Annotated in this window: 25 protein-coding genes; 14 read left to right on the top strand and 11 right to left on the bottom strand. The window is 61.1% G+C overall.

The window, feature by feature from the left end; all coding sequences use genetic code 11:
• Nucleotides 1-15: 15 nt before the first annotated feature.
• Both SynMINOS11_RS04085 and SynMINOS11_RS04090 read right to left on the bottom strand, forming a co-directional pair.
• A complete protein-coding gene (locus tag SynMINOS11_RS04085; RefSeq protein ID WP_186550007.1) occupies nt 16-2,574 on the bottom strand; it encodes an ATP-dependent Clp protease ATP-binding subunit in 2,559 nt (852 codons plus the stop codon).
• Nucleotides 2,575-2,759: 185 nt separating this feature from the next.
• Nucleotides 2,760-3,281: a GNAT family N-acetyltransferase gene (locus tag SynMINOS11_RS04090; protein ID WP_186550009.1), complete on the bottom strand. Its 522-nt coding sequence runs from the start codon at nt 3,279-3,281 to the stop codon at nt 2,760-2,762.
• Between SynMINOS11_RS04090 and lysA the strand changes: the two genes are divergently transcribed.
• The 9 genes from lysA to SynMINOS11_RS04135 are packed head-to-tail and all read left to right on the top strand — an operon-like array spanning nt 3,280 to nt 11,919.
• The gene (gene lysA / locus SynMINOS11_RS04095) at nt 3,280-4,671 is read left to right on the top strand and encodes a diaminopimelate decarboxylase (protein WP_186550011.1); all 1,392 of its coding nucleotides are present in this window, start codon (nt 3,280-3,282) and stop codon (nt 4,669-4,671) included. The genes SynMINOS11_RS04090 and lysA overlap by 2 nt on opposite strands.
• Before the next feature lie 39 nt (nt 4,672-4,710).
• A complete protein-coding gene (cdaA, locus tag SynMINOS11_RS04100) occupies nt 4,711-5,523 on the top strand; it encodes a diadenylate cyclase CdaA (RefSeq protein WP_043737883.1) in 813 nt (270 codons plus the stop codon).
• On the top strand, nt 5,520-6,299 hold the full coding sequence (locus tag SynMINOS11_RS04105) for an isoprenyl transferase (protein WP_186550013.1): 780 nt from the start codon (nt 5,520-5,522) through the stop codon (nt 6,297-6,299). The genes cdaA and SynMINOS11_RS04105 overlap by 4 nt, the downstream gene beginning before the upstream one ends.
• Nucleotides 6,299-7,279: a biotin synthase BioB gene (gene bioB / locus SynMINOS11_RS04110; protein WP_186550015.1), complete on the top strand. Its 981-nt coding sequence runs from the start codon at nt 6,299-6,301 to the stop codon at nt 7,277-7,279. Before SynMINOS11_RS04105 ends, bioB begins: the two co-directional genes overlap by 1 nt.
• The gene (gene trhO, locus SynMINOS11_RS04115; RefSeq protein ID WP_186550017.1) at nt 7,279-8,235 is read left to right on the top strand and encodes an oxygen-dependent tRNA uridine(34) hydroxylase TrhO; all 957 of its coding nucleotides are present in this window, start codon (nt 7,279-7,281) and stop codon (nt 8,233-8,235) included. The genes bioB and trhO overlap by 1 nt, the downstream gene beginning before the upstream one ends.
• On the top strand, nt 8,219-9,544 hold the full coding sequence (locus SynMINOS11_RS04120) for an O-acetylhomoserine aminocarboxypropyltransferase/cysteine synthase family protein (RefSeq protein WP_186550695.1): 1,326 nt from the start codon (nt 8,219-8,221) through the stop codon (nt 9,542-9,544). Before trhO ends, SynMINOS11_RS04120 begins: the two co-directional genes overlap by 17 nt.
• Nucleotides 9,545-9,562: 18 nt before the next feature.
• Entirely contained in the window at nt 9,563-10,468 is a 906-nt protein-coding gene (locus SynMINOS11_RS04125; protein ID WP_186550019.1) for a homoserine O-succinyltransferase, read from the top strand.
• Nucleotides 10,469-10,471: 3 nt separating this feature from the next.
• Entirely contained in the window at nt 10,472-11,422 is a 951-nt protein-coding gene (locus SynMINOS11_RS04130) for a DUF952 domain-containing protein (RefSeq protein WP_186550021.1), read from the top strand.
• Nucleotides 11,419-11,919, top strand: a complete 501-nt coding sequence (locus SynMINOS11_RS04135) for a hypothetical protein (protein ID WP_186550023.1) — start codon at nt 11,419-11,421, stop codon at nt 11,917-11,919. The genes SynMINOS11_RS04130 and SynMINOS11_RS04135 overlap by 4 nt, the downstream gene beginning before the upstream one ends.
• Here the strand turns inward: SynMINOS11_RS04135 and SynMINOS11_RS04140 are convergent.
• The 3 genes from SynMINOS11_RS04140 to recR form a co-directional block, all read right to left on the bottom strand.
• The gene (locus SynMINOS11_RS04140; RefSeq protein ID WP_186550025.1) at nt 11,907-12,350 is read right to left on the bottom strand and encodes a 23S rRNA (pseudouridine(1915)-N(3))-methyltransferase RlmH; all 444 of its coding nucleotides are present in this window, start codon (nt 12,348-12,350) and stop codon (nt 11,907-11,909) included. The genes SynMINOS11_RS04135 and SynMINOS11_RS04140 overlap by 13 nt on opposite strands.
• Nucleotides 12,351-12,574: 224 nt before the next feature.
• Nucleotides 12,575-13,483 (bottom strand): lipoyl synthase, encoded by a 909-nt coding sequence (gene lipA, locus SynMINOS11_RS04145; protein WP_186550027.1) that lies wholly within the window; start codon nt 13,481-13,483, stop codon nt 12,575-12,577.
• A 12-nt stretch (nt 13,484-13,495) separates the two neighbouring features.
• Nucleotides 13,496-14,074: a recombination mediator RecR gene (recR, locus tag SynMINOS11_RS04150; protein ID WP_043737889.1), complete on the bottom strand. Its 579-nt coding sequence runs from the start codon at nt 14,072-14,074 to the stop codon at nt 13,496-13,498.
• Nucleotides 14,075-14,170: 96 nt separating this feature from the next.
• On the opposite strand from recR, the gene psbP reads away from it, so the two are divergent.
• Both psbP and SynMINOS11_RS04160 read left to right on the top strand, forming a co-directional pair.
• Complete coding sequence (gene psbP, locus SynMINOS11_RS04155; protein ID WP_186550029.1) at nt 14,171-14,728, top strand: photosystem II reaction center PsbP; 558 nt, start codon at nt 14,171-14,173, stop codon at nt 14,726-14,728.
• The gene (locus tag SynMINOS11_RS04160; RefSeq protein ID WP_186550031.1) at nt 14,728-15,849 is read left to right on the top strand and encodes an NAD(P)/FAD-dependent oxidoreductase; all 1,122 of its coding nucleotides are present in this window, start codon (nt 14,728-14,730) and stop codon (nt 15,847-15,849) included. The genes psbP and SynMINOS11_RS04160 overlap by 1 nt, the downstream gene beginning before the upstream one ends.
• On the opposite strand, the gene SynMINOS11_RS04165 is transcribed toward SynMINOS11_RS04160, so the two are convergent.
• Complete coding sequence (locus SynMINOS11_RS04165) at nt 15,821-17,572, bottom strand: TolC family protein (protein ID WP_255445486.1); 1,752 nt, start codon at nt 17,570-17,572, stop codon at nt 15,821-15,823. The two genes, SynMINOS11_RS04160 and SynMINOS11_RS04165, sit on opposite strands and share 29 nt — an antisense overlap.
• A 98-nt stretch (nt 17,573-17,670) precedes the next feature.
• Between SynMINOS11_RS04165 and SynMINOS11_RS04170 the strand changes: the two genes are divergently transcribed.
• Nucleotides 17,671-19,014: an NHLP bacteriocin system secretion protein gene (locus tag SynMINOS11_RS04170; protein ID WP_186550035.1), complete on the top strand. Its 1,344-nt coding sequence runs from the start codon at nt 17,671-17,673 to the stop codon at nt 19,012-19,014.
• A gap of 4 nt (nt 19,015-19,018) precedes the next feature.
• Nucleotides 19,019-19,222, top strand: coding sequence for a hypothetical protein (locus SynMINOS11_RS04175; RefSeq protein ID WP_043737893.1), 204 nt, complete (start codon nt 19,019-19,021; stop codon nt 19,220-19,222).
• 12 nt (nt 19,223-19,234) lie between these two features.
• Here the strand turns inward: SynMINOS11_RS04175 and SynMINOS11_RS04180 are convergent, their stop codons facing one another.
• The 4 genes from SynMINOS11_RS04180 to SynMINOS11_RS04195 are packed head-to-tail and all read right to left on the bottom strand — an operon-like array spanning nt 19,235 to nt 21,741.
• Nucleotides 19,235-20,293: an FUSC family protein gene (locus SynMINOS11_RS04180; protein WP_186550037.1), complete on the bottom strand. Its 1,059-nt coding sequence runs from the start codon at nt 20,291-20,293 to the stop codon at nt 19,235-19,237.
• On the bottom strand, nt 20,287-21,246 hold the full coding sequence (locus SynMINOS11_RS04185) for an FUSC family protein (RefSeq protein ID WP_011935225.1): 960 nt from the start codon (nt 21,244-21,246) through the stop codon (nt 20,287-20,289). Before SynMINOS11_RS04185 ends, SynMINOS11_RS04180 begins: the two co-directional genes overlap by 7 nt.
• A 43-nt stretch (nt 21,247-21,289) precedes the next feature.
• Nucleotides 21,290-21,514, bottom strand: coding sequence for a hypothetical protein (locus SynMINOS11_RS04190; protein WP_011935226.1), 225 nt, complete (start codon nt 21,512-21,514; stop codon nt 21,290-21,292).
• Between the two features lie 41 nt (nt 21,515-21,555).
• Entirely contained in the window at nt 21,556-21,741 is a 186-nt protein-coding gene (locus SynMINOS11_RS04195; RefSeq protein ID WP_186550039.1) for a hypothetical protein, read from the bottom strand.
• A gap of 102 nt (nt 21,742-21,843) precedes the next feature.
• Here SynMINOS11_RS04195 and SynMINOS11_RS04200 point away from each other — a divergent pair, with 102 nt between their 5' ends.
• On the top strand, nt 21,844-22,368 hold the full coding sequence (locus tag SynMINOS11_RS04200) for an HdeD family acid-resistance protein (protein ID WP_043737895.1): 525 nt from the start codon (nt 21,844-21,846) through the stop codon (nt 22,366-22,368).
• Here SynMINOS11_RS04200 and SynMINOS11_RS04205 read toward each other — a convergent pair whose 3' ends face one another.
• Nucleotides 22,369-22,791 (bottom strand): hypothetical protein, encoded by a 423-nt coding sequence (locus tag SynMINOS11_RS04205; protein ID WP_011935229.1) that lies wholly within the window; start codon nt 22,789-22,791, stop codon nt 22,369-22,371.
• Nucleotides 22,792-22,833: the final 42 nt, after the last annotated feature.

A 22,833-nucleotide genomic window follows, 5' to 3' on the forward strand; every position in this document is an offset into this window, starting at 1 on the left:
CCCTGCTGTTGCGCTTCAGACGCTGCTGCTGGCCAGCTCCTGCGGTGCGCTGGTGGTACCGCCTGGGCGGATGACCACTTGCTTGTCATCGTCGACATCCACCAGGGCGGATTCACCTTCCTTGAGCCGGCCGGCGAGGAACTCTTCAGCCAAGGAGTCTTCCAGCAAGCGCATCACCGCACGCCGCAACGGGCGGGCGCCGTAGGCGGGGTTGTAGCCCTCTTCCACCAAGCGCTCTTTGAAGGCTTCGGTAACGGAGAGAAGGATGCCCTTCTCTTTCATGCGGTTGAAGACTTCGCGCAACATGATGTCGGCGATGAGCTTCACCTCATCACGGTTGAGCTGGCGGAAGACGATGATCTCGTCGAGGCGGTTGAGGAACTCAGGGCGGAAGTACTGCTTGAGTTCTTCATTCACCAGTGAGCGAATGCGGTTGTACTGAGTTTCCTCAGCGTCGTCGCCGCTGAACTCAAAGCCGAGACCACCGCCGCCTTTCTCGATGACTTTCGAACCAATGTTCGAGGTCATGATGATCAAGGTGTTCTTGAAGTCCACCGTGCGGCCTTTGGAGTCGGTCAGGCGACCGTCTTCCAGTAGCTGCAGCAGCAGGTTGAACACATCGGGGTGTGCTTTCTCGATTTCGTCGAAGAGCACCACGGTGTAGGGCCGGCGGCGAACCGCTTCGGTCAGCTGGCCGCCCTCGTTGAAGCCCACATAACCGGGAGGCGAACCGATCAGCTTGCTGACCGTGTGGCGCTCCATGAATTCGCTCATGTCGAGGCGAATCATGGCTTCTTCGCTGCCGAAGAAATACGAAGCCAGGGCCTTGGTGAGCTCGGTCTTACCAACACCGGTGGGGCCTGAGAAGATGAAACTCGCAATCGGGCGATTGGGGTTTTTCAGACCGACGCGGGCGCGTCGGATGGCCTTGGAGACAGCTTTGACAGCCTCGTCTTGGCCAATGAGGCGCTGGTGGAGGGTTTCCTCCATGTTCAGCAACTTGGCCGATTCGGATTCGGTCAACTTCTGAACAGGAACTCCAGTCCAGGACGCCACGATTTGGGCGATGTCCTCTTCATTCACCACGGGGCTGTTGTCCTGAATGGTGTCAGCCGTTGCGGTGGTAGCGGCGGGCGTCGTTGCATCGGCCGAAGTGGAACCGGATTCAGAGGCTTCGCTGCTGGCTTCATCGCGGCGGTTCTGGGTGATGCCGCGGATCTGCTCGCGCAGCTCCACCTCTTTCTCGCGCAGCTCACCGGCTTTGGTGAAGTCCTGCTCGCGAACGGCGGTCTCCTTGTCTTTTTGGACCTCGCGCAGCTGCTTGTCCAACTCTTTCGCCGCTGGGGGCAGCTTGGAATTGAGCAGGCGTACGCGGCTGCCAGCCTCATCGATTAAGTCGATGGCCTTGTCGGGCAGGAAGCGATCGGAGATGTAGCGATCGCCAAGGGTGGCGGCGGCCACCACGGCATCGTCGGTGATCTTGAGGCGGTGGTGCGCTTCGTAGCGCTCGCGCAGGCCCATCAGAATTTCGATGGTGTCCTCAACGGAGGGTTCGCCAACGTTGACGGGCTGGAAGCGACGCTCGAGGGCAGCATCGCGCTCGATGTGCTTGCGGTATTCATCAAGGGTGGTGGCCCCAATGCACTGCAGCTCACCACGGGCAAGGGCTGGTTTGAGGATGTTGGCGGCATCGATGGCGCCTTCGGCGGCACCGGCACCGATCAAGGTGTGCACCTCATCGATCACCAAGATCACGTTGGCGGCGCCACGGATCTCATCCATGATCTTCTTGAGGCGCTCTTCAAATTCGCCCCGGTATTTGGTGCCAGCCACCAACAGACCGATGTCCAGCGTCAGAACACGCTTGTCTTCCAGGATGTCGGGAATTTCACCAGCATGGATCCGCTGAGCCAACCCTTCGGCGATGGCGGTCTTGCCGACACCAGGTTCACCAATCAAGACGGGGTTGTTCTTGGTGCGGCGGCCCAAGATTTGAATGACACGATCAATCTCGTTGTGGCGACCAACCACAGGATCGAGCTTGCCTTCGCTGGCTAGCTGGGTGAGGTTGCTGCCGAACTCGTCGAGCGTTGGGGTCTTGGTGGATCCCTTGCCACCACCACCGGTGGCCACCTCGGCGGTTTCGCCGAGCATGCGGATCACTTGGGTGCGTACCTTCGCCAGGTCAACACCAAGGTTTTCAAGAACGCGCGCAGCAACGCCCTCACCTTCGCGGATCAGGCCTAACAGCAAGTGCTCAGTGCCGATGTAGTTGTGGCCGAGCTGACGGGCTTCTTCGAGGGAGAGCTCGAGAACGCGTTTGGCGCGGGGGGTGAATGGAATCTCAACGGCCACAAAGCCGGAACCGCGGCCAATGATTTTTTCGACTTCAACGCGAGCGTCTTTGAGGTTGACGCCCATTGACTTCAAGACTTTGGCCGCAACACCGGTGCCTTCTCCAATCAGACCCAACAGGATCTGCTCGGTGCCAACGAAGTTGTGACCAAGACGTCTTGCCTCTTCTTGGGCCAGCATGATGACCTTGATGGCCTTCTCGGTAAAGCGCTCAAACATGGAGCCTGGGGCCGCTCAGAGTGACAACACGCTATCAGGATTGAAGGGGTTGTTGCAGGGGGAAAACCGATGGAACTTTGCGAGATCAAAGTTTGCAGGTTTTAAAGATGCTGCTCTCAGTGAGACCCAAGTCATAGACTCATTTGCTTGCGGCATTAGCAACACTTAGTTGTCCTCTGTTGGCATTACTCAGGACGGTTATCCGTACGAACTTGAATTTGCTTCAAATCGAGGCATTTGAGCAGGGCATCCTCACCGTTGCGGTAGTAACCGCTGCGTTGTCCGCAATTGATGAAGCCGAGGGCCCCATAGAGGTTGATGGCGGCTTGATTGCTGGCAGCTACCTCCAGCGAGGCAGTACTGCAATCCAGCTCTTGAGCCCGTAGCAACAGGGCCTGCAGCACTTGGCGCCCGAGCCCGCGGCGCTGCTGGTTTGGTTGGACAGCCACCAACATCACTTGCAGTTCGCCTGCCACCAGCCATCCGCTGGCCAGGCTGAGCAGCTGACATTGTTTGAGATCCCAGCGCCCAACGGTCAGCCGCTGCGGGTGCTCAAGCTCCTTGAGCCATTGCTCTTGGCTCCAAAAGCCGCCTAGGGCTTGTTGGTCAAGGGCCAGGCACGCCGCCAGGTCGCAGGCAGCCAGTGGTCGTGGATCCTGCGGACTGAAAGGATGGGAGGACGTTGAAGCTTGCGTTGTTCCCGACATGGTCAGCACCTCCCCGGTTGCGACGAGTCCGCTGCCTTGGGCAGCTGGGGGAGTTGATCTCAGCAGCCCCAACCGCAATCTTGCTCCGCTCAGCACCGACATCGATCCAGACGGTCGCCTGCGCGTTGGCGAGTGCGTGTTGAGCGAGCTGGCCCAGCGCTTTGGCACACCGCTCTATGTGATTGATGAACGCAGCTTGCGCCAGGCCTGCACCGCCTACCGCGAGGCATTGGAACGCCATTACCCAGGGCCGTCGTTGGCTGTCTACGCCTCCAAGGCGAACAGCAGCTTGGCGATCACCGCCGTGGTGGCATCGGAAGGGTTGGGCCTTGATGCCGTCTCAGCCGGTGAGTTGTTGACGGCACTCGAGGGCGGCATGCCGCCTGAGCGAATCGTGTTGCATGGCAACAACAAATCCAGCGAGGAATTGGGCCTGGCCGTGCAAAACGGTGTGACGGTGGTGGTCGACAACTGGCACGACATCACCCTGCTGCAGGAGTTGGCTCAGGGCCGCACCGAACCGGTGGCGCTGATGTTGCGCTTCACCCCTGGCATTGAGTGCCACACGCACGAATACATCCGCACCGGGCATCTCGACAGCAAGTTCGGCTTTGATCCCGATCAGCTGGAGCAGGTGCTGACCCATCTGGCTGGTTGCCGATGGGCCCGGGTTCAGGGTTTGCATGCCCATATCGGCTCTCAAATTTTTGAAGTGGAGCCCCACCGCGACTTGGCGGCTGTCTTGGCCGATGCCTTGGTGCTGGCTCGCCGCTTGGGCCATGAACCCAGCGATCTGAATGTGGGCGGTGGTTTGGGCATCCGCTATGTGGCCTCCGACGATCCACCGAGCATCGATGGCTGGGTTCAGGTGGTCGCCGAAGCGATGGTGGCGGCCTGCCGGGAGCGCAATCTCGAGCTCCCCCGTCTGTTATGCGAGCCGGGCCGATCCCTGGTGGCTCCTGCTGGGGTGACCCTCTACACCGTTGGCAGCCGAAAGCAGATCCCCGATCTCAATACGTATGTGGCTGTCGATGGCGGCATGAGCGATAACCCCCGCCCGATTACCTACCAATCGGAGTACACCGCCTGCCTGGCCGATCGACCGGGGGCGGAAGCCACCGAAACCGTGACCTTGGTGGGCAAACACTGCGAATCCGGCGATGTGTTGCTCAAGCAGTTCCCTCTGCCGGCCACCGAGCCTGGTGATGTGTTGGTGGTGCTCGCCACAGGCGCTTACAACGCCTCAATGGCCTCGAACTACAACCGAATCCCCAAGCCGGCTGCCGTGTTGGTGGCGGATGGCTGCGCCGAGCTGGTGCAAAGGAGGGAGAGGCCAGACGAACTGTTGCGCTACGACGTCCTGCCGGAGCGGCTGCGATCGGTAGTGTGATCGCAACGAAGGAGGGATTCAGCGGTGCTGTGGCTGCGCATGCTGCTGGATCTGTTTTGTGCCGGGGCGCTTGGCTATCTCCTGCTTGGCCGCGTCAGTGAGCCCCGCACGCTCTGGTTGCTGCGTGGCTATCTGCTCTTGGTGGCCCTGGGCTGGTTGCTGCAGCGCTATGGCAACCTGCCGCTGACGGCCAAGTTGATCGAAGCCTTGGTGCTGGTCTGCGGGCTGGCCCTGGCAATCCTGTTGCAAGGTGAGCTCCGGCGGTTGCTGGAGCTGCTGGGCACAGGACGCCTGGCGGTGTTGATGGGGAGCCGCCCCACCGATCTGCAGGAAGCCGGCACCGTGGATTTGTTGGTGGACACCGCCGCCCAGCTCTCCAAGCGCCGCTGCGGAGGTCTGATCGTTTTGGACCTCGGCAGTGATCTGCGGCCCGAGGACTTTCTCAATCCAGGGGTCAATATCGATGCCACCCTCTCGGTGGACCTGCTGCTCAATCTGTTTTCAGCCGATTCGCCGCTGCACGATGGAGCGGTGCTGATTCAGGCCAACCGCGTGGCCTCGGCGGGTGTGATCCTGCCGTTGTCGCGGCAGAGCAGCTTCACGCGCCATGGCACCAGGCATTTGGCTGCCCTTGGCCTCACCGAGCGTCATGACCGCTGCCTCTGTGTGGTGGTCAGTGAGGAGTCAGGAACCATTTCGATGGCGAGCCAGGGACGCTTTGAGCGGCCCATCACCCGTGAGCGTTTGCGCGAGTTGCTGAGTGAGGCGGTGAGCCGGCGTCAGGCGCGTACGCTGCCTAAATCCTCTTTGAGTGGAGATCGTTCCGACTCCACCACGCGTGTGCGTTCATGAGCCGGCTTCCGGTGGCGGCCGCTAGGCCTGCCCCCACCACTGCCTTGCCTGCTGTCTTGCAGGCAGACCAGCTGCCCGTCCATGTGGCCGTGATCATGGATGGCAATGGCCGCTGGGCGCGTCAGCGGGGCTTGCCCAGGGTGATGGGCCATCGCCAGGGGGTGGAAGCCCTCAAGCGCACCTTGCGTTTATGCAGTGACTGGGGCATTGGGGCGTTGACGGCCTATGCCTTCTCGACGGAGAACTGGTCCCGTCCTGGCGAAGAGGTCAGCTTTTTGATGACCCTGTTTGAGCAGGTGTTGGCCCGTGAGCTCGAGGCCCTCCAGAAAGAGCAGGTGCGCATCCGCTTCCTCGGCGATCTGGCTCCCTTGCCCGCCAAGCTTCAGGCCCTGATCACCGAAGCCACTGAGCGTTCAGCAGCCAACAGCGGCATCCATTTCAATGTCTGCACCAACTACGGCAGCCGCCAGGAGCTGGTGCACGCGGCCCGCGCCTTGGCAGCTCAGGTGCAGCGCGGTGAGTTGGACCCCGACGCCATCGATGAGCGTGCCTTTGCGGCCCAGTTGCACACGGCCGGACAACCGGATCCTGATTTATTGATTCGCACCAGCGGTGAGCAGCGGCTGAGCAATTTCCTGCTCTGGCAGCTGGCCTACGCCGAACTGCATGTCACCGATGTGTTGTGGCCTGATTTTGATGCGACTGCCCTGACGCAGGCCCTGGTGGATTTCCAGGGCCGTCAGCGCCGTTTTGGTGGCGTGCAAGAGGAGAACTGATGTCCGCTCTCATTCGCCACGACTGGGATCTCGCTGAAATCGAAGCCTTGCTGGAGCTGCCGTTGGTGGATCTGCTTTGGCGCGCTCAGCAGGTGCATCGCGACGCGCATCCAGCCGGTTATCACGTGCAGTTGGCGTCCTTGCTGAGCGTCAAAACCGGTGGCTGTGAAGAGGACTGCGCCTATTGCCCGCAATCCATGCATCACAGCAGTGATGTGACGGCGCAACCCGAGCTGCAATTGCAAGTGGATGGTGTGCTGCAGCAGGCCCGCTCGGCACGGGATGCGGGGGCCCATCGCTTCTGCATGGGTTGGGCCTGGCGTGAGATCCGTGAGGGCGCACCGTTTGACGCGATGCTCGCCATGGTGCGGGGGGTGCGCGAGCTGGGCATGGAAGCCTGCGTCACCGCTGGCATGCTCACCGATTCGCAAGCCGAGCGCCTCGCCCAAGCCGGACTGACGTCGTACAACCACAACCTCGATACCAGCCCCGAGCATTACGACCAAATCATCAGCACTCGCACCTATCAAGAGCGCCTCGACACCCTGCAGCGGGCCCGTGATGCTGGCTTGAGCCTGTGCTGCGGCGGAATCATCGGCATGGGCGAATCACGCCGTGATCGCGCCTCCCTTTTGCAGGTGTTGGCTGGGTTGAATCCCCATCCTGAAAGCGTTCCCATCAATGGCTTGGTGGCCGTGGAGGGAACGCCTTTGGAAGATCAAGAGCCCTGGGAACCGCTGGAGTTGGTGCGCATGGTGGCGGTGGCCAGGATCCTGATGCCCGAGGCCCGGGTGCGACTCAGTGCAGGCCGGGAAAGGTTGAGCCAGGAGGCTCAAATCCTGTGCTTGCTGGCCGGTGCTGATTCGATCTTCTATGGCGACAGCTTGCTCACCACCAGCAACCCAGCGGTTCAGGCTGATCAGGCGCTTCTGGCTGCAGCTGGAGTGAGCAGCAGTTTGGAGGGCGTGGCAGCGGCCTGATGGCCCCGAACGGTCCATGGCTGGTGGCGGCGTTTTATCGCTTTGCGCCGTTGCAGAACTTGGACAACCTGCGCGCGGAGCTGCAACAGCTTGGCGGGGATCAAGGGCTGCTTGGCACGGTGCTGCTCGCCGCTGAAGGGGTCAATGGCACGGTTTGCGGCTCGGTGGAAGCAGTCAGCGCACTGCTCGATCGCTTGCGGCTAGAGGCAGGCTTCGAAGCCCTTCAAGAGAAACGCAGCTGGTGTGATCAGCCCTGCTTTTTGCGCTTCAAGGTGCGCTTGAAGGCGGAGATCGTCACCATGGGCCACCAAGGCGTGGACCCCACTGAACAGGTGGGGACTTACGTGCCCCCAGAGCAGTGGAACGACTTGATCGCCGATCCCACCACCTTGGTGATCGATACGCGCAACAGCTACGAGGTGGGGGTGGGCAGCTTTGCCGGAGCAGTGGATCCACAGACCGAGAGCTTCCGCGAGTTCCCCGCTTGGGCCGCTGAGGAATTGCGCCCCCTGATGCAAGAGCGCGGTGCCAAGAAGCTGGCCCTGTTTTGCACCGGCGGGATTCGCTGCGAGAAGGCCACCGCCCATCTGCTGCAGCAGGGGTTTGATCAGGTGCATCACCTGGAGGGCGGCATCCTGCGCTACCTCGAAACGGTGCCGCCAGAGCACAGCCGCTGGCAGGGTGAGTGTTTTGTGTTTGACCGGCGTGTGGCCCTCAACCACCAGTTGGAGCCGGGTGATCACAGCCTTTGCCACGCCTGCGGTTTGCCGCTGACGCCGCAGCAGTGTGAGCTGCCCAGCTATGTCAAAGGAGTGAGCTGCTTGCACTGCATCGAGCGCTTCAGCGATGCCGACCGCAAACGCTTCGCCCAGCGGCAGCAGCAGCTCGAGAGGGGGGATATCTGGAGGCTAGAAAGGGGCGATGAGTGCCCAAGCATTGATGAGCCAACGGTTTGAAACGCTTCAGCTGCACGCTGGCCAGCAGGCGGATCCCACCACCAATGCCCGTGCGGTTCCGATTTATCAAACCTCCTCCTACGTCTTCAATGACGCCGAGCACGGCGCCAATCTGTTCGGGCTGAAGGAATTCGGGAACATCTACACCCGCTTGATGAACCCCACCACCGATGTCTTTGAAAAGCGGGTGGCGGCGCTGGAGGGTGGCGTGGCTGCGGTGGCCACCGCCTCGGGGCAGTCAGCGCAATTTTTGGCCATCACCAATTTCATGCAGGCTGGTGACAACTTGGTCTCCACCTCCTTTTTGTATGGAGGCACCTACAACCAGTTCAAGGTTCAGTTCCCCCGGCTGGGCATTCAGGTGAAATTCGCTGAAGGCGATGACCCGGAAAGCTTCAAAGCCCAAATCGATGAGAACACCAAGGCCATCTATGTCGAGGCGATGGGCAACCCCCGCTTCAACATCCCCGATTTCAAAGCTTTGGCTGCCTTAGCCCATGACCATGGCATTCCTCTGATCGTTGACAACACCCTCGGCGCCGCTGGTGCCCTGATTCGCCCCATCGAGCATGGCGCTGATGTGGTGGTGGAAAGCGCCACCAAGTGGATTGGTGGCCATGGCACCAGCCTGGGCGGGGTGATTGTTGATGCCGGCACCTTCGATTGGGGCTCAGGCAAATTCCCTTTGATGAGTCAGCCCAGCGCTGCCTATCACGGCCTTGTGCACTGGGATGCCTTTGGTTTTGGCAGCGATATCTGCGGCATGCTCGGCCTGCCGGCTGATCGCAACATCGCTTTTGCCCTGCGGGCTCGCATTGAGGGCTTGCGCGATTGGGGCCCGGCCCAAAGCCCCTTCAACTCCTTCATGCTGTTGCAGGGTCTTGAAACCCTCAGCCTTCGGGTGGAGCGCCATGCGTCCAATGCCATGGCCTTGGCCACTTGGCTGCAATCTCAGCCTCAGGTGGAGAGTGTTAGCTACCCCGGCTTGGCTGGTGATCCGTATCACGAACGCGCTAAGACCTACTGCACCTCACGCGGTATGGGCTGCATGTTGATGTTCACCCTCAAAGGTGGATTCGACGATGCGGTGTCGTTCATTAATGGTTTGGAATTGGCCAGTCATTTGGCCAATGTGGGTGATGCCAAAACCCTGGTGATTCACCCGGCCTCCACCACCCACCAGCAGCTCAGTGAAGACGAGCAGCGCTCAGCTGGCGTTACGCCAACCATGGTGCGCGTTTCAGTTGGCATTGAGCACATTGATGACATCGTTGCCGACTTCAGCCAGGCCTTAGCCGGCCTGAGCTGACGACGAGGGCAAGAGATCGTGGCGCTCATTCTGCCGAAGAACTATCACAAAGTCGCGGCGATTGAGCGCAACGGGATCTCCTGGATTGAGCCTGAATTGGCGGAGCGGCAAGACATCAGACCGCTGCGCATCGGCATCATCAACATCATGCCTTTGGGCATGCAATATGAGTTCAATTTGTTGCATCCCCTCGGCCTTTCGCCGCTCCAGATTGAACCCGTTTGGATTCGTCTTCAATCCCACGACTACAAGACCTGGGATCACGACCATCTCGATCAGCAATATCGCTCTTGGGAGCAAGCCAATGCATCAGCGTCCCTCGATGGTTTGATTATCACTGGTGCCCCTGTTGAGCATTTGGCCTACGAGCAGGTCACCTATTGGCAGGAAATGGTCGAGTTGGTTGGCATTGCCCGCACCCAGTGCGCCAGCACGCTGGGCCTCTGTTGGGCTGGATTTGCCTTGGCCTACCTGGCCGGGGTCGATAAGACGGCGTTTGCGCAGAAGTTGTTTGGGGTGTTCCCCATGCGCAGCCTCAAGCCAGGGCATGCCCTGATGGGCACCCAAGACGACAGCTTTGTTTGCCCGCAAAGCCGGCACGCTGGTTTGGATGATGCCGCCATGGAGCAGGCCCAGCGGCAAGGGCGCTTGCGTTTACTCGCCCACGGTGAGCAGGTGGGCTACAGCATTTTTGAAACCCCCGATCAACGCCAGCTGATGCATTTGGGTCATCCGGAGTACAGCTCCGGGCGCTTGCTGGCGGAGATGGAGCGGGACCGTGCCCGTGGTGATGTGCCGCCGCCGCAAAACTTTGATGCCGAACTGCCGCAAACGCTGTGGCGCTCCCACCGCAATCTGTTTTTTCAGCAGTGGCTGTGGTTCTGCTATCAGCGCATCAGCCTGGCCTCCCCCGCAGGGGCTTAAGGCTTGACTGGCTTGATCCTCTACAGCTTTCGGCGTTGCCCCTATGCGATTCGGGCCCGTTTGGCCCTGCGTCAAGCCGGCATTACCCCCGAACTGCGGGAAGTGGATCTGCGCTGCAAGCCGCCTGAATTGATCGCCGCTTCAGCCAAGGCCACGGTGCCGGTGTTGGTGCGGCCTGAGGGGCCGCCGATCGATGAAAGCCTTGCGGTGATGCGTTGGGCCTTGGCCCAGAACGATCCCACTCACCTGTTGGAGCTGGCGGCAAGCCGCGATGGCGAGCAGTTGTTGCAGCAAAACGACGGCCCTTTCAAGCACCATCTCGATCGCTACCGCTACCCCCATCGCTACAGCGGCAGTGACGGGGGTGCTCATCGTCAGCAGGCGCTTGCCATCCTGCGCGAGTGGAATCAACGCTTGCAGCCGCAGGGCTGGTTGCTGGGTTCAGCGCCCTCGTTGGTGGATCTGGCTCTACTGCCCTTTGTGCGCCAGTTCCGCCAAAGCGATCCAGCCGCTTTTGATGCGGAGCCAGCTCTGCAGCCCCTGCAGCGCTGGCTGAATCAATTCCTCAGTTCGCCTGAGCTGGCCGCGGTTTTAGAGCCGCCATGGGCGGCGCGGCAGCGCTGGCGTTCACCGCAGTGGCTGTATCACTTGGCGTTGCCCCATGAGTGGCAGCACGCCCGCCAGCAGGGCAGTTATCAGCGCTCCACCCGCGGCCGCTCCCTGCAAGAGGAGGGCTTCATCCATCTCAGCGGGGCCCATCAGCTGGAGGCCACCCATGGGCGCTTCTACGGCGATCTGGATCACGTGGTGCTGCTCACGGTCGATCCCGCCAAGCTGCTGAGCGATCAGTTGAAATGGGAGCCCATTCCAACAGGCGAACAGTTTCCCCATCTCTATGGCCCCTTGCCCTTGGATGCGGTGTTGTCGGCTGATCGCTACCGGGCCGAGCCATGAGCTTTGATTTGGCGCTGATTGAACAGCAGGCCGCTGCGCGGGGCTTGCTATTGCGCTTGCAGTTGGGTGGTGCTGGCCCTCTACAAACCCTCCGGGTTGTCGTGGCGCGCCGCAGTTCTGATCAGAGCTTGGCACTGTTGGGCGAACTCAAAGGCTGGGCCACCCCTCAGCGCCAAGGGCTGCGGCTCGACACGATGCGTGTGCAAGGACGCGACACCCAGGATGTGGGGCTGTTGATTTGGGCGGCCACCTTTGCCTGGGCCCTCGAGGCAACGCCCTGCCGCACGGCCTGGCTGCTGGCGATTCGTGATGATCCTCGCCAGCATGGGCGCTTGGTGCGCTACTTCAAGCGGCTCAGTTTTCAGCCCCAACGGGAGCTCGGTGCTGCCCCTTGGGATCTGCCGCGCCGCCTGATCTGGGGTGGCTCGGGGCTGTTGATGCGCGCAGATTGCGCCGAAGGTCTTCGCCGCTGCGAGCGGCGGCTTCAGCTGCGGTGATAGGGCCCTCCCTGCAGGATCGTGCTGGCCCGGTAGAGCTGCTCCACCAGCATCAGCCGCGCCAATTCATGGGGGAAGGTCAGCTCTGAGAGAGAGAGCAGGACATCGGCTTGTTGTTTCAGCGTGGGGTCATGGCCATCGGCGCCACCAATCACCAGGGCCAGGCGTTCGGAGGCCCAGCCTCCCAGGAGTTCGGCCAATCCCACTGAACTGAGCTGCCGGCCTTCTTCGCTCAGCAACACCAAGCGCTCTGCCGGCTTCCTGACCGCGCGGATGGCCTCGGCTTCCTTAGCTGGTGTGCTGTCTTTGAGTTCCACCACCTCCAGCCCTGGCAGCCGTTTGCGGTAGAAGGCCACCCCCTCAGCGACCCAGGCCCGTTTGAGCTTGCCGATGGCCAGGATGCGAATCCGCGCTGGCTGCAGTAGGGCCATGGCAGGAAAAAAGGCATGAATGCCTAAAGCTCAACAACGGTTATCACAGCTACGTTTTGAGTCCGGCCTGCGCTGCAAGCTCACGGCCCTTCGCTCTTCGCGCAGATCCCCGTGCTGTTGTGGTTCACCTCTTTGCTTCGCCGCTGGACTCGTTCCATCAATGACGAGCTCGGCCCCAATGGCGCCACGCACGATGTGATCTTCGATGGCATCCAGCCGAAGGCTTAGCCAGCGGCGTGGTAACTGCTGCGAACCAGCGGACCACTGCGCACATCAGCAAAACCAAGCTCACGCGCGATTTGAGCGAGCTGATCAAATTCACCTGGGTGCCAGTAGCGCTGCACCGGGATATGGGCCAGCGATGGCCTTAGGTACTGCCCCAAGGTGAGCCGCTGGCAATCCACGGCCCTCAGGGCTGTCATGGCTGCCACCACTTCTTCAAAGCTCTCCCCAAGCCCCAGCATCAGCCCTGATTTGGTGGGGATGGTGGGGGCCAACTCCCGTGAGGCAGCCAGTAAGCCCAGGGAGTGAGCCCAGCTGGCGCCACGGCGCACTTCGCCCTGCAGCCGTTCAACGGTTTCCAGGTTGTGGTTGAAGCAGGCTGGCTTGGCGTCCAGCACGGTTTGCAGCCGCTGGCGCTGGGCGTTGATGGCCGCTGTTTCATCGCGGTGGCCTCCCCAGAAATCGGGGGTGAGCACCTCAATTCCCACCAGCGGGTTGCGGGCCCAAATCGCTGTCATCGCTTGAGTGAACAAGCTGGCACCGTGATCGCTTTGATCGTCCCTGGCGACAGCGGTAAGCACCACGTAGCGGAGCTGCAGCGTCTCGACCGCCTCGGCCACACGCTCTGCTTCGAGTGGGTCCAGTGGGTGCGGGGCTTGTCCTTTGTCGACTTGGCAGAAGGCACAGCTGCGGGTGCAGATCGGGCCCCCAAGCAGGAAGGTGGCGGTGCCGGCGGCGTAGCACTCGCCGCGGTTGGGACAGCGTCCTTCTTCGCAAATGGTGTGCAGCCGCTGCTGCTTCACCACCCCTTGCACAGCCTCAAGATCGCTGGCATTGCCGATGGGGCGGCGCAACCATTCCGGCAACCGCTCAGCGGGGGGGATGGAGCTGTAGCGGGTGGTTGGCTTCATAACCGGGCGGTTTCACTCCACAATCCGGCGACCCTCTAGGGCCCGAGCCAGGGTCACATCATCGGCGTATTCCAGCTCACTTCCCACCGGCAGTCCATAGGCGATGCGGGTCACCCGGCAGAAGGGCTTGAGTAGGCGCGCCAGATACAGGCTGGTGGTGTCTCCCTCCACGCTGGGGGTCAGCGCCAGGATCACTTCCTCGACCTGCTCAGGATCCAGCCTCTGCAGCAGCGGTTGGATGCCCAAAGCTTCAGGACCAATGCCATCCATCGGTGAAATCAATCCGCCCAGCACGTGGTAGCTGCCGGAAAACTCACGGGTGCGCTCCAGCGCCAGCAGGTCGCGGGAATCGGCCACCACGCAGATCACGCCAATGTTCCGCTCGGGGTTGCGGCAGATGTCGCAAATCGGATCGGCTGAGAGGTGGCCGCAGCGTTGGCATTGGCCCACTTGCTGGCGCGCTGCCAAGAGGGCATCGGCAAAGGCGCGGCTCTGCTCCTCGGGTTGGCGCAATAAATGGAGGGCCAGTCGCTGGGCCGTGCGCGGTCCGATGCCGGGCAAGCGCTCGAATTGCTCGATCAGCCGGGCCAGTGGTCGGGTGAAGACAGTCAGCGGCCTGCAATGGCTTGGCTGAAATCTAGGCAGGTCATCACGCCACAATGGGGCCCACTTGGGCCAAGTTCTGCCATGGCACGTTCACGCATAAGCCGCCTGCTGGGCATGCTGCTGCCACTGCTGTTGGCTGTGTTGCTGGTGAGTTGCGCAGGCTCTGCGGCGGGTCTGCAGCGCTTCAGCAGCGCCGATGGCCGTTATGCCTTCCTCTATCCAACGGGCTGGAGCCGGGTGGCCATCAGCGATGGCCCGGAGGTGGTGTTCCACGATCTGATCAACAGCGACGAAACCATCAGCCTGGTGATTGCTCCTGTTGACCCTGACAAGCGTTTGGAGGATCTCGGCAGCGTTGTGGCGGTGGGTGAAAAGCTAGGGCGCACCGTGATTGCACCGCCTGGCAGCGGTCGTGAAGCTGAGCTGATCGAAGCCAGTGAGCGGGAAGATTTGGGCCGTACTTTCTACGACTTGGAGTTCAAGGTGCATCTCGCTGAACGGGACCGGCATGAATTGGCCACAGTGGTGGCTGATCACGGGCAGCTCTACACCCTGGCTGCCAGCACCAATGAAGCCCGCTGGCCCAAGGTGCAGGAGATGTTCCATCAAATGATTGCTTCGTTCACGCTCAATTACTGATGGCCCCTCCGCCCCGCATGCTGCTGCTCGGGGCGGGCCTCAGTGGTGGGTTGCTGGCGCTGGCCTTGGCCGAGCTTGGCGTTGAGGTGGAACTGGCTGGTGGTTCGCTGGCCGATTCGGCAACGGGCTGGAGCTACGGCGGAGTGCCGTGGTGGGCAGGCGCTGCCAATCCTTTGGGAGAGCTGTTGGCTACAGCACCTCGCCGCTGGGATCAGCTGCAGCAGCGCCATGGCGAGCTGGGGCTGAGGCCTGCGAAGTTGTGGCTGCATTGGCCTGAGCAAGCTCCCCCGCAAGCGGTTGCCAAGGTTCAGCAAGCCTTAGCCGGCTTGCCGCAACAACCAGAGCTCACAGCCCTCTCAGCCCATGAGGCGATTGAGCAGGAACCGCTCCTGGCTGGAGCCGATTTAGGCGGAGTGATGCAACTGCCGTATTGGCGTGTTGATCCCTTGGCTTTTCAGCAGGGTCTTGAGCGTGCATGGGCTGCGGCAGGAGTGCAGCGCTGCGCTCCACTGCCGGCTGATGAATTGCGGCAGCGGCTTGAGCAAGGGGAGGCGGTGGTGTTGTGCAGCGGTGCAGCAACGCTGGCTTTGCTGAAGGCCATGGGTTTGCAGACGCCTTCGGCCTTGGACTTCAGCTGGGCTGGGGTTGGCCAGTGCGATGGAGCCCAGCTGGCGGCTGAGCGCATCGTCATGCCGTTGTTGGGGCAACGCAGCGGGCGTGAAACCGCTGCCTCGGGTGCGGCTGTGATCTGTGATCCAGGCTTGGCGCCGGCGCCAGGGGGTGGTCTCTTGGTTGGGCAAACCTCCTGGTTTGATCGCCCCATCGATGATCCACCGCCCGTTGATGAGGATCTCGAGCAGCTCAGCGGGGTGCAATCACGGCTTGTGCCATCGCTGATTGAGAGCTCCCATGGGCCCTTGCGTTTGCAGCAGCAGCCGGTTGCCTACAGCCGCGATCAACAACCTCTGCTGGGACCGCTACCTGGCTGCCCCAACCTCTCGTTGTTCACCGGTTTTGGTGGTCCGTTTGCGTTGGTGCCAGCGCTCACTCCGCTGATGGCCCAGGCCTTAGTGACGAATGATTGGAGTCAGATCAAGGGTTTGGGCTTGCTGTGTAGGTGAGCTGGGGCGTGAAGGGCGCGTTGGGGTCCAGGGGCACGGGCAGCAGTTCCCTCAGCAGCTGGGCGTAAGTGATATTCACATCCACCGCAGCATCAAGGCGTTGCACCAGGCTGCTGATTAAGCGCTCTTGAGTGATCGATAGATCCAGCTCACTCGAGAGGCCGGTTTGATAGCGCAGCCGCACATCGCGAAACGCCTCGATGGCGGAGGCAACGCCCCGCCGCGCCGAGGCCAATTTCGCCAAGCTCGCCTCATGGTTGAAAAAAGCGCTTTCAAGCCTGAGTCGAATGGCGTTGCGCATGGCGGCATAGTCCTGGGCACTAGCGGCTGCCAGCCGATCAAGTGCCCGGGCTTGCCCGCTGGTGGTGCCGGCATCAAATAGCAGCCACTGCAAGCTGAGCCCTAGGGCCCAGTCGTAACCACTGTTGTTGGACACGGTGTTGATAGCGGTACCGCAGCAGCCTCCGTTTTTGGGAATCACGTTGTACATCTGCTCATTGATGCCGTAGGTGCCGGCATTGCCGAACAGCGACAGCTTGGGGAGCAGCTGCGCAGCCACCGCATCACTGCGCTTGGCCAGTGCCTCGCGCGCGGCCAGGATGGCTTCCAGCTCGGGGTTGCCGCGATAGGCCGCCAGCAGGCTGGCCTCTAGATCAAGCGGCCAATCCGGCATCGGCACGATCGGATCGCTGGCGCTGGGGGTGATCTCCGGGTTGAGGTTGAGCACCACGGCTAACCGTCGCCGGGCAATGGCGCGATCAGCCATGGCTTGGATCAGCACTTCCTGGTCGCTGGCTTCAATGGCACGGCGACGCATCACATCCAAGCGGGGCACCAAGCCGGCAATTTGCATGTCCAAGGTGTCCTGCAAGATCACCAGGTCGTTTTGAACGGCGGCGTCTTGAATCCGCACGTTCTGGTCGGCGCGCTGCAGTCCGTAATAGGCCTCACTCACGTCGAGTTGTAGTCGCCGCAGTTGATTGCCGTAGCGATTGCGCTGTTGCTCGAGGTTGGCGCGCGCCGCCTGCACCAGGGGTGTGCGGGCAAAGTCGATCAAGGCGTAGTCAATCTCTAGGCCCGCTTCACCGAGATTGTCGGTGCCGTTGTAGTAGGCCCCCCCGCCCGCTGGTGTGTAGAAAGGGCCATCGGTGGGTTGATTCTTGGAATCGAGCAGCCCGTTTTTCGACATCACGGGGATGCCATTGAGAGTGTCATTGCCCGTGGGCACGTTCATGTTGTTGCTGTTCTGCCCCGTGCTCCCCTCGGCATAGGCACTGATGCGCGGCCAGTAGGTGCCCATGGCGGCCTGCAGTTCAGCGAGGGCTGCCGCAACGCGCTCCCGCTGCGCTCGCAGCTCAGGGTTGTTGTTGAAGGCAATGGCAAGGGCTTGATCCAAGCTCAGCGATTTGATGGCTCCGGCTTGGAGCTGTTCGGCATCCGGTAGCGCTAGGGGGATGGGCGCCGCTGTTGCGCCTGGAGCCAAGGTTCCAGTGGGAGCCGCATTGGGCTTCAAGAGCGATTGCGGCAGCGGTGGTGCCGGTTCAAAGCGATTGGGAATCGGCTCAGGTTCCGGTGGAATCAGGGCATCGAGGGCCCGTAATTCACGATCCAGCCGCTGCCAGCTGCGCTCGAGCTTGTCAACTTCTGCTGTTGAATCCAGTTGGGCTAGGGCCGGCAGCGTTGCAGGGGCCGCCAGCGCCAGCGTCAAGGCTGCCCACCGCATCAAGCCAAGAGGGCGCGCGATCAACAACCTGGACAAAGAATTCGGCGGCAGTCTGGCTTGATCTGGTTGTCCTTGCCCGGATCTGAGCGTTAAACGCCATGGCGAAGCGTTTCTTCTCCCAACTGCTCGATCGCTGTGAGGCCAAAGCCGAACAGCTCAAAACCCGCTGGGCCGGCCTGAGTGACCACGGCCAGGTTGGCGTTTGCCTCACCGGCGTCACCGGGGTCTTGCTGCTATGGGCCCTGTTTTGGCCGGTGCCAACCGAGGTCAAAGGCCAAGGCGTGTTGATCTTTCCCAGCAAGGCGGGATTGCTGAATGCCCGGGCGCAAGGCCAAGTTCTGGCCGTGAATGTGGAGGTGGGCGATCGGGTCAAGCAAGGCCAAGAGCTGATGTCGCTCTATTTGCCGGTTTTGGAACGTGAATTGGCGCAGCAGCGGGGCAACTTGCTGCAGCTCGAAGCCATCAACCGCGAGCTCAATGAGCGTGATGCCCGTCGCTTGGAGACTGAAAAAGCCGCGGTGGATGTGGCCCTCGCCAAATTCGATGACGATCTCGACCGCTACAGCCGCCTGCAAGCGACCTATGGCAACAAGCTGAACAACCTCGAATGGCTCAGTTCACGCCAGGTGGTAGCCCCGCTGTCCCGTGAGGTGGTTTCAGCTGAGCAGGGTCTGACCAATACCAGCGTCAGCCTTGATGACGTCACGATTCAGCGCAAGCGGGTGTTGACGGCTTATCAGCAGGTGAAGCTCGACATTGAAACCGAAGCGCTCGAGCGGCAATTCGCCATTGGTGATCTCAAGCGCAAGATCAGCGTCACCGAAGCCCAGATCGCTTACGACGGCAAGGTGATGGCTGGACGTGATGGCGTCATGATTGATCTTCAGGTGATCCCAGGTCAGACGGTCAAAGTCAGCGACCGCTTGGGAACCATCTTGGGATCGTCTGAGGCCGGAGAAAGCAAGGCTCCCCAGCTCAATGCCGTGGCCTATTTCAAGCCTGCTGATGCGCGCCGTCTACCGCTGGGCTTACCCGTGGAGGTGGTTCCTGATTGGCAGCAGCGCGGACGATTTGGCGGGATCGTTGGCAAGGTCACGAGCGTTCTCACCCTCCCCTCCACCGAAGACGATGTGTCCACCACAACGGGTAACCCGCAGCTGGCCAAGGAGCTCACCAAAGATGGGCCGGTGATGCGCGCTGAAATTGGGTTGGTGCGGAGCAAAGGCAGCATGGATGGCTACCGCTGGACGCTCTCATTGGGCAGTGGTGTGTTCCCAATCCGCGAGGGCTTAACCGCCACCACCCATGCCTATGTGGAGTGGCGCTCCCCCTTGAGTTATGTGATTCCTGGCCTGCGCTCCCTGACCGGTGGATTCCGCACCTTGCGCATCGATCGCCTCTGGAACCGCCCCTTCTTGGTTCAACCCGACACGATTGAGTGATCCAGTGACTCGACTTCCTCGCATTCGCAATCCATTGCTGCGGCGTGAACTGCCCTGGTTGGTAGCTGATGTGGTGTTGTTGCTGATTTTGTTCAATGCCAATGCCCCCGAGCTCTGGTTTTGGCTCGTGGTGCTGTTGGTGATCTTGGCTTACCGCTATGAGCGCTGGTGGTCATCGCGGCCCCAAAACGACGACTCACGTGATTGAGCTTGTGCTGGCTTAGCTGCTCTGCCAATCGGCCCATTGCCGTTCTGTTTGCTCAATGGTGCGCTGGATTTGGCGGCAGCGACTAATGCGACTGGCCATCCGCTCCAGCTGCTGAAAGCTGAGATCGCCGGTGTTGGTTTGCTGCAGATTTTGGTAAAAGCTGTTCCAGCGCTCGGGCGGTTGGAATGGCACAGCTGGCGCTGGCGGCAGCCTGTTGCTGTGGGTCTCCACTGTCAGTAGGAGGCGCTGCCAGAGGGCAAGCCGTTCGCTAACAGCATTCAGCAAGGCTGATTCGGCTTGGTGAATCACACGCAGGCTTGCAAGATCAGGCCTGACCGATTGGTAACGCAGTAGTCCGTTAATGGCGATGATCAGCCGCGAGGAACAGCTGATCAGATCATTAATCAGCAGGTAGCGGGGATGCCGCATCGGGTTTTCGCCGAGTTCTTGGGCCACACTCGGCAGCTCTTTGCGCAGGCTGATCAGTTGGTTGCGCAGTTGTTGATGCATCACCTGAGCGCTGCGGCGATTGACCGCTCCCCCTTCGATTTGGCGCACGCTCTCCTGTAGGCCTGCCTGGATGCCAACCAGCAAGTTGGCGTAGTGCTTAAACACTTCAACGCCACTGCGCATCGGCCAAAACAGCTGCAGCGCTAAGACCGTGAGGATGACCCCAAACGCCGTCCAGAACAGCCGGATGGTGATCCAAATGGGGATGTCCCCGCCATGGATCAGCCAGCCCATCACGACGATCAGCCCGCCGACTTTGTAGCCCACCTTGAGCTTCAGTAAGCCACCCAGCAGCCTTAGGGTCCCCAGGGTGATGGCAATGGCCAAAGCCAGGGGAATGTCTTTGAGCCCCCAAAAGGAGACGTAGAGCAGGGCTCCACCGAGGATCGTGCCCAGGATGCGTTGGCGTCCAAGCTCCAGTGATGCGCCGTAGGTGCCACCGGCTGTGGCAAAGACCGCAAGCGGCACGTAATACCCAAAAGGGATGCCGCTGAGGTAGCTAAAGCCATTGCCTAGCCCCGCCGTGAATGCCATGCGTAGATCGCGGCGGGTGATCAGCACGGCACACTCCTGGCCAGGGCCCGAAGGGAGCCATGCAGGGGTTGCTGCTCCTGGGCCAAGGCGAGCATCGCGAACAGCGGCAGCTGCTCACGCTGTGTCGTGGTGTGCCATTGCTTCAGGCTGGCTGGCGCTTGTGATCCGAGCACGCCACTGCGGAGCTCATTGGCCATGGCCTCCACGCTGCTTTCAACCAGTTCGGCTCGCCGCAGCACAGCTTCTGGCAGCTCGGCCATCATCTGCTCCCAGGCCAGCCAGTGGAAGTAGCCCTGCTGCCACAACAGCAGGCGCCGATTCCAGCCCCGTCTCTTGAGCTGGCTGCGGCGAGAGCTGCGTTGTTCTTGACTCACCAGCGACTCGATGCGCTGCAGCCTGATGGACAGTGGAGCCGGTGGCAATGGCACCGGACGGGGCCCCTTGTGGGTTAGCCAATCGCGGTAGCGCTGCAATTGATCGCCAATGGCTCGTCGTAAGTAGGCATCGGATTGGTTGAGCTCTTCATAGACACCACGCGGCCAAAACAACAGGCCAACCAGCAGGGCAATGATGCAGCCAATGATCGTGTCGAGGCCGCGATTGAAGACGTACTCCCAGTTGAGTGCCGTGTAGTCGGGAATCATCAAAAACATCACGCTCAGCAGACCAGCGGTGTTCAATCCACCGGACCAACCCAGCACCCGCAGCACCGGGATCATCACCAGCAGCGACACCAACACCCCGACCCAGCCTTGAACGATGGTGTGAACGATGAAAGTGATCAGCCCGCCCATGGCGGTGCCAAGAATCCGATTGCTGGCGGCTTTGGCTGTTTGGTCATCGTTGTCATCCACCACCACCACCACAGCGACGAGCGGATACCAAACAAATTCAATGCGCTCAGTCCACAGCGCGACCCCAGCGGTGATGAAGGCTGCCGTGAACAGCTTCAGGCTGTTGCGCACCAGCTCGCTCTTCACGCTTGGATGGCTCTGCCTGCAGTGCCGTCAGTGTGGGGGCAATTCAGGCGGTCTTCAACGCCTCGGGCAATAAGCCGGCATCATCCAACTCCGGCAGCAGCCAACCCGGAATGCCATCTCGCTGCCAATCCCAAAGGCCATGCCGTTTGCTGATGAAGATGGTTTCACCAGCGCTGTAGGCCTGCAGCACAGCCCCGCGCTCCATGGCTTCCAGAGCATCTTCGCGGCGGATCCGCTGCAGGCGGCTAAGGGCGTCGGTATCCGGCAACGATTGGGGGGGTGTTGGAGAACACAGTCTGCAACGCCGAGCTAGTGATCGCCACGCATGCTATGGCCGCGCAATTCGACGCCTTCATCGTCTTGGTGATGAACCGAAGCCTCCCCATTGGGCAGGGCGGGCTCCACCTCTTGCCGTCGTGGCTGCTTTTTGAGCCGTTGCTTCAGGCTTTCATCCACGACTCCCTTGGACTCTGGTGACGGCGTTGCCTCAGCCATGGCAGCCATGGGCACTATGAAAGAAGGTTGGATGTCTTAGATCGAAAAAAGGTTAAGAACGGCTGCTCTGTCTAGCTTCCAGTTAATTCCGAGATCTGGTTGATGGCTGTTCCTGCGAGTCGCAATCTGCGCATCACCACAGGGGTTCTCCTGTTGCTCGGGGGGCTGGCCGCCATCGTGTTTCCGTTCATCTCCGCGTTGGCGGTCACGATTGGCTTTGGTGCTGTGGCCTTAGCCGCTGGTGTGAGCCAGTTGTTGCGCGTCGGCGCTGCAGCCGATGGACGGGGTAAGGCGTTTCGCCTGCTCTCAGCGCTCCTCTATCTCGGTGGCGGCCTGTTTGTGCTGTTGTTTCCGCTGGATAGCACTTTCAGCTTGACCTTATTTATTGGTGCTCTGTTGGTGATTGAAGGGGTGATGGAGCTCGCATCCGCTGCCTCCCATAACGATGCAGCCCGCAACCTGGTGCTGGTGGATGGGGTGATCACCTGCCTGTTGGGCGGGCTTGTCTTGGCGGAATGGCCCAGTGACACGCTCTGGGCCATGGGCACGCTGTTCGGTGTGGCCCTGATGATCAGTGCCTTCCGCATGTTCAGCACCAGCGGTGGTGATGCTGCTGCAGCGGGCTAATCAGAGGCGGCGGCGGAAGGCATCGCCGTAGCCGCCGCGCTCACTGCTGTCTTCGTTGCGGCTGAGTTTCCAGACGTTGCGGCTGATGCGCTTGGCCTGAACACCGCCACGTTCAACCATGGCGGAACCGGGCCGAGCACCGAGCAAGGCGCCCACTTCGCTGGTGCTTAAAGGCGCTCCAGTGCGAATCGCTAAATCGATGAGTTCCAGGCGTTGTCGCAGGCTGTGCAGATCAGCCTGTCCCTCTTGGGATTCCTGCCAGATGGTGGTGAAGCTGTTGTCTTCTCCGTTCAGGCGCTGCATCAAGCCCAAACCCATGAAGGCCAGAGCCTGCTCAGGCTTGACGCCGTCTTCCATGGCCTTGGAGATCCATTCGTTGGCTTGGGGGTCCACCGTGGTCTGCTGCCCGTTGCTTTTGGCCATGGCTAAGGAGTCCGTTGGCCGGAAGGTACCGACTGCGGACCG

This window comes from Synechococcus sp. Minos11 (assembly GCF_014279855.1).
Classification (GTDB): Bacteria; Cyanobacteriota; Cyanobacteriia; order PCC-6307; family Cyanobiaceae; genus RCC307.

Bases quoted from the DNA above. Each gene is read 5' to 3' on its own strand.
- SynMINOS11_RS04085 (WP_186550007.1), bottom strand. From the start codon at position 2,574: ATGTTTGAGCGCTTTACCGAGAAGGCCATCAAGGTCATCATGCTGGCC.
- lysA (WP_186550011.1), top strand. From the start codon at position 3,280: ATGGTCAGCACCTCCCCGGTTGCGACGAGTCCGCTGCCTTGGGCAGCT.
- SynMINOS11_RS04090 (WP_186550009.1), bottom strand. From the start codon at position 3,281: ATGTCGGGAACAACGCAAGCTTCAACGTCCTCCCATCCTTTCAGTCCG.
- cdaA (WP_043737883.1), top strand. From the start codon at position 4,711: ATGCTGCTGGATCTGTTTTGTGCCGGGGCGCTTGGCTATCTCCTGCTT.
- SynMINOS11_RS04105 (WP_186550013.1), top strand. From the start codon at position 5,520: ATGAGCCGGCTTCCGGTGGCGGCCGCTAGGCCTGCCCCCACCACTGCC.
- bioB (WP_186550015.1), top strand. From the start codon at position 6,299: ATGTCCGCTCTCATTCGCCACGACTGGGATCTCGCTGAAATCGAAGCC.
- trhO (WP_186550017.1), top strand. From the start codon at position 7,279: ATGGCCCCGAACGGTCCATGGCTGGTGGCGGCGTTTTATCGCTTTGCG.
- SynMINOS11_RS04120 (WP_186550695.1), top strand. From the start codon at position 8,219: ATGAGCCAACGGTTTGAAACGCTTCAGCTGCACGCTGGCCAGCAGGCG.
- SynMINOS11_RS04135 (WP_186550023.1), top strand. From the start codon at position 11,419: ATGAGCTTTGATTTGGCGCTGATTGAACAGCAGGCCGCTGCGCGGGGC.
- SynMINOS11_RS04140 (WP_186550025.1), bottom strand. From the start codon at position 12,350: ATGGCCCTACTGCAGCCAGCGCGGATTCGCATCCTGGCCATCGGCAAG.
- lipA (WP_186550027.1), bottom strand. From the start codon at position 13,483: ATGAAGCCAACCACCCGCTACAGCTCCATCCCCCCCGCTGAGCGGTTG.
- psbP (WP_186550029.1), top strand. From the start codon at position 14,171: ATGGCACGTTCACGCATAAGCCGCCTGCTGGGCATGCTGCTGCCACTG.
- SynMINOS11_RS04160 (WP_186550031.1), top strand. From the start codon at position 14,728: ATGGCCCCTCCGCCCCGCATGCTGCTGCTCGGGGCGGGCCTCAGTGGT.
- SynMINOS11_RS04165 (WP_255445486.1), bottom strand. From the start codon at position 17,572: ATGCGGTGGGCAGCCTTGACGCTGGCGCTGGCGGCCCCTGCAACGCTG.
- SynMINOS11_RS04170 (WP_186550035.1), top strand. From the start codon at position 17,671: ATGGCGAAGCGTTTCTTCTCCCAACTGCTCGATCGCTGTGAGGCCAAA.
- SynMINOS11_RS04195 (WP_186550039.1), bottom strand. From the start codon at position 21,741: ATGGCTGAGGCAACGCCGTCACCAGAGTCCAAGGGAGTCGTGGATGAA.
- SynMINOS11_RS04200 (WP_043737895.1), top strand. From the start codon at position 21,844: ATGGCTGTTCCTGCGAGTCGCAATCTGCGCATCACCACAGGGGTTCTC.
- SynMINOS11_RS04205 (WP_011935229.1), bottom strand. From the start codon at position 22,791: ATGGCCAAAAGCAACGGGCAGCAGACCACGGTGGACCCCCAAGCCAAC.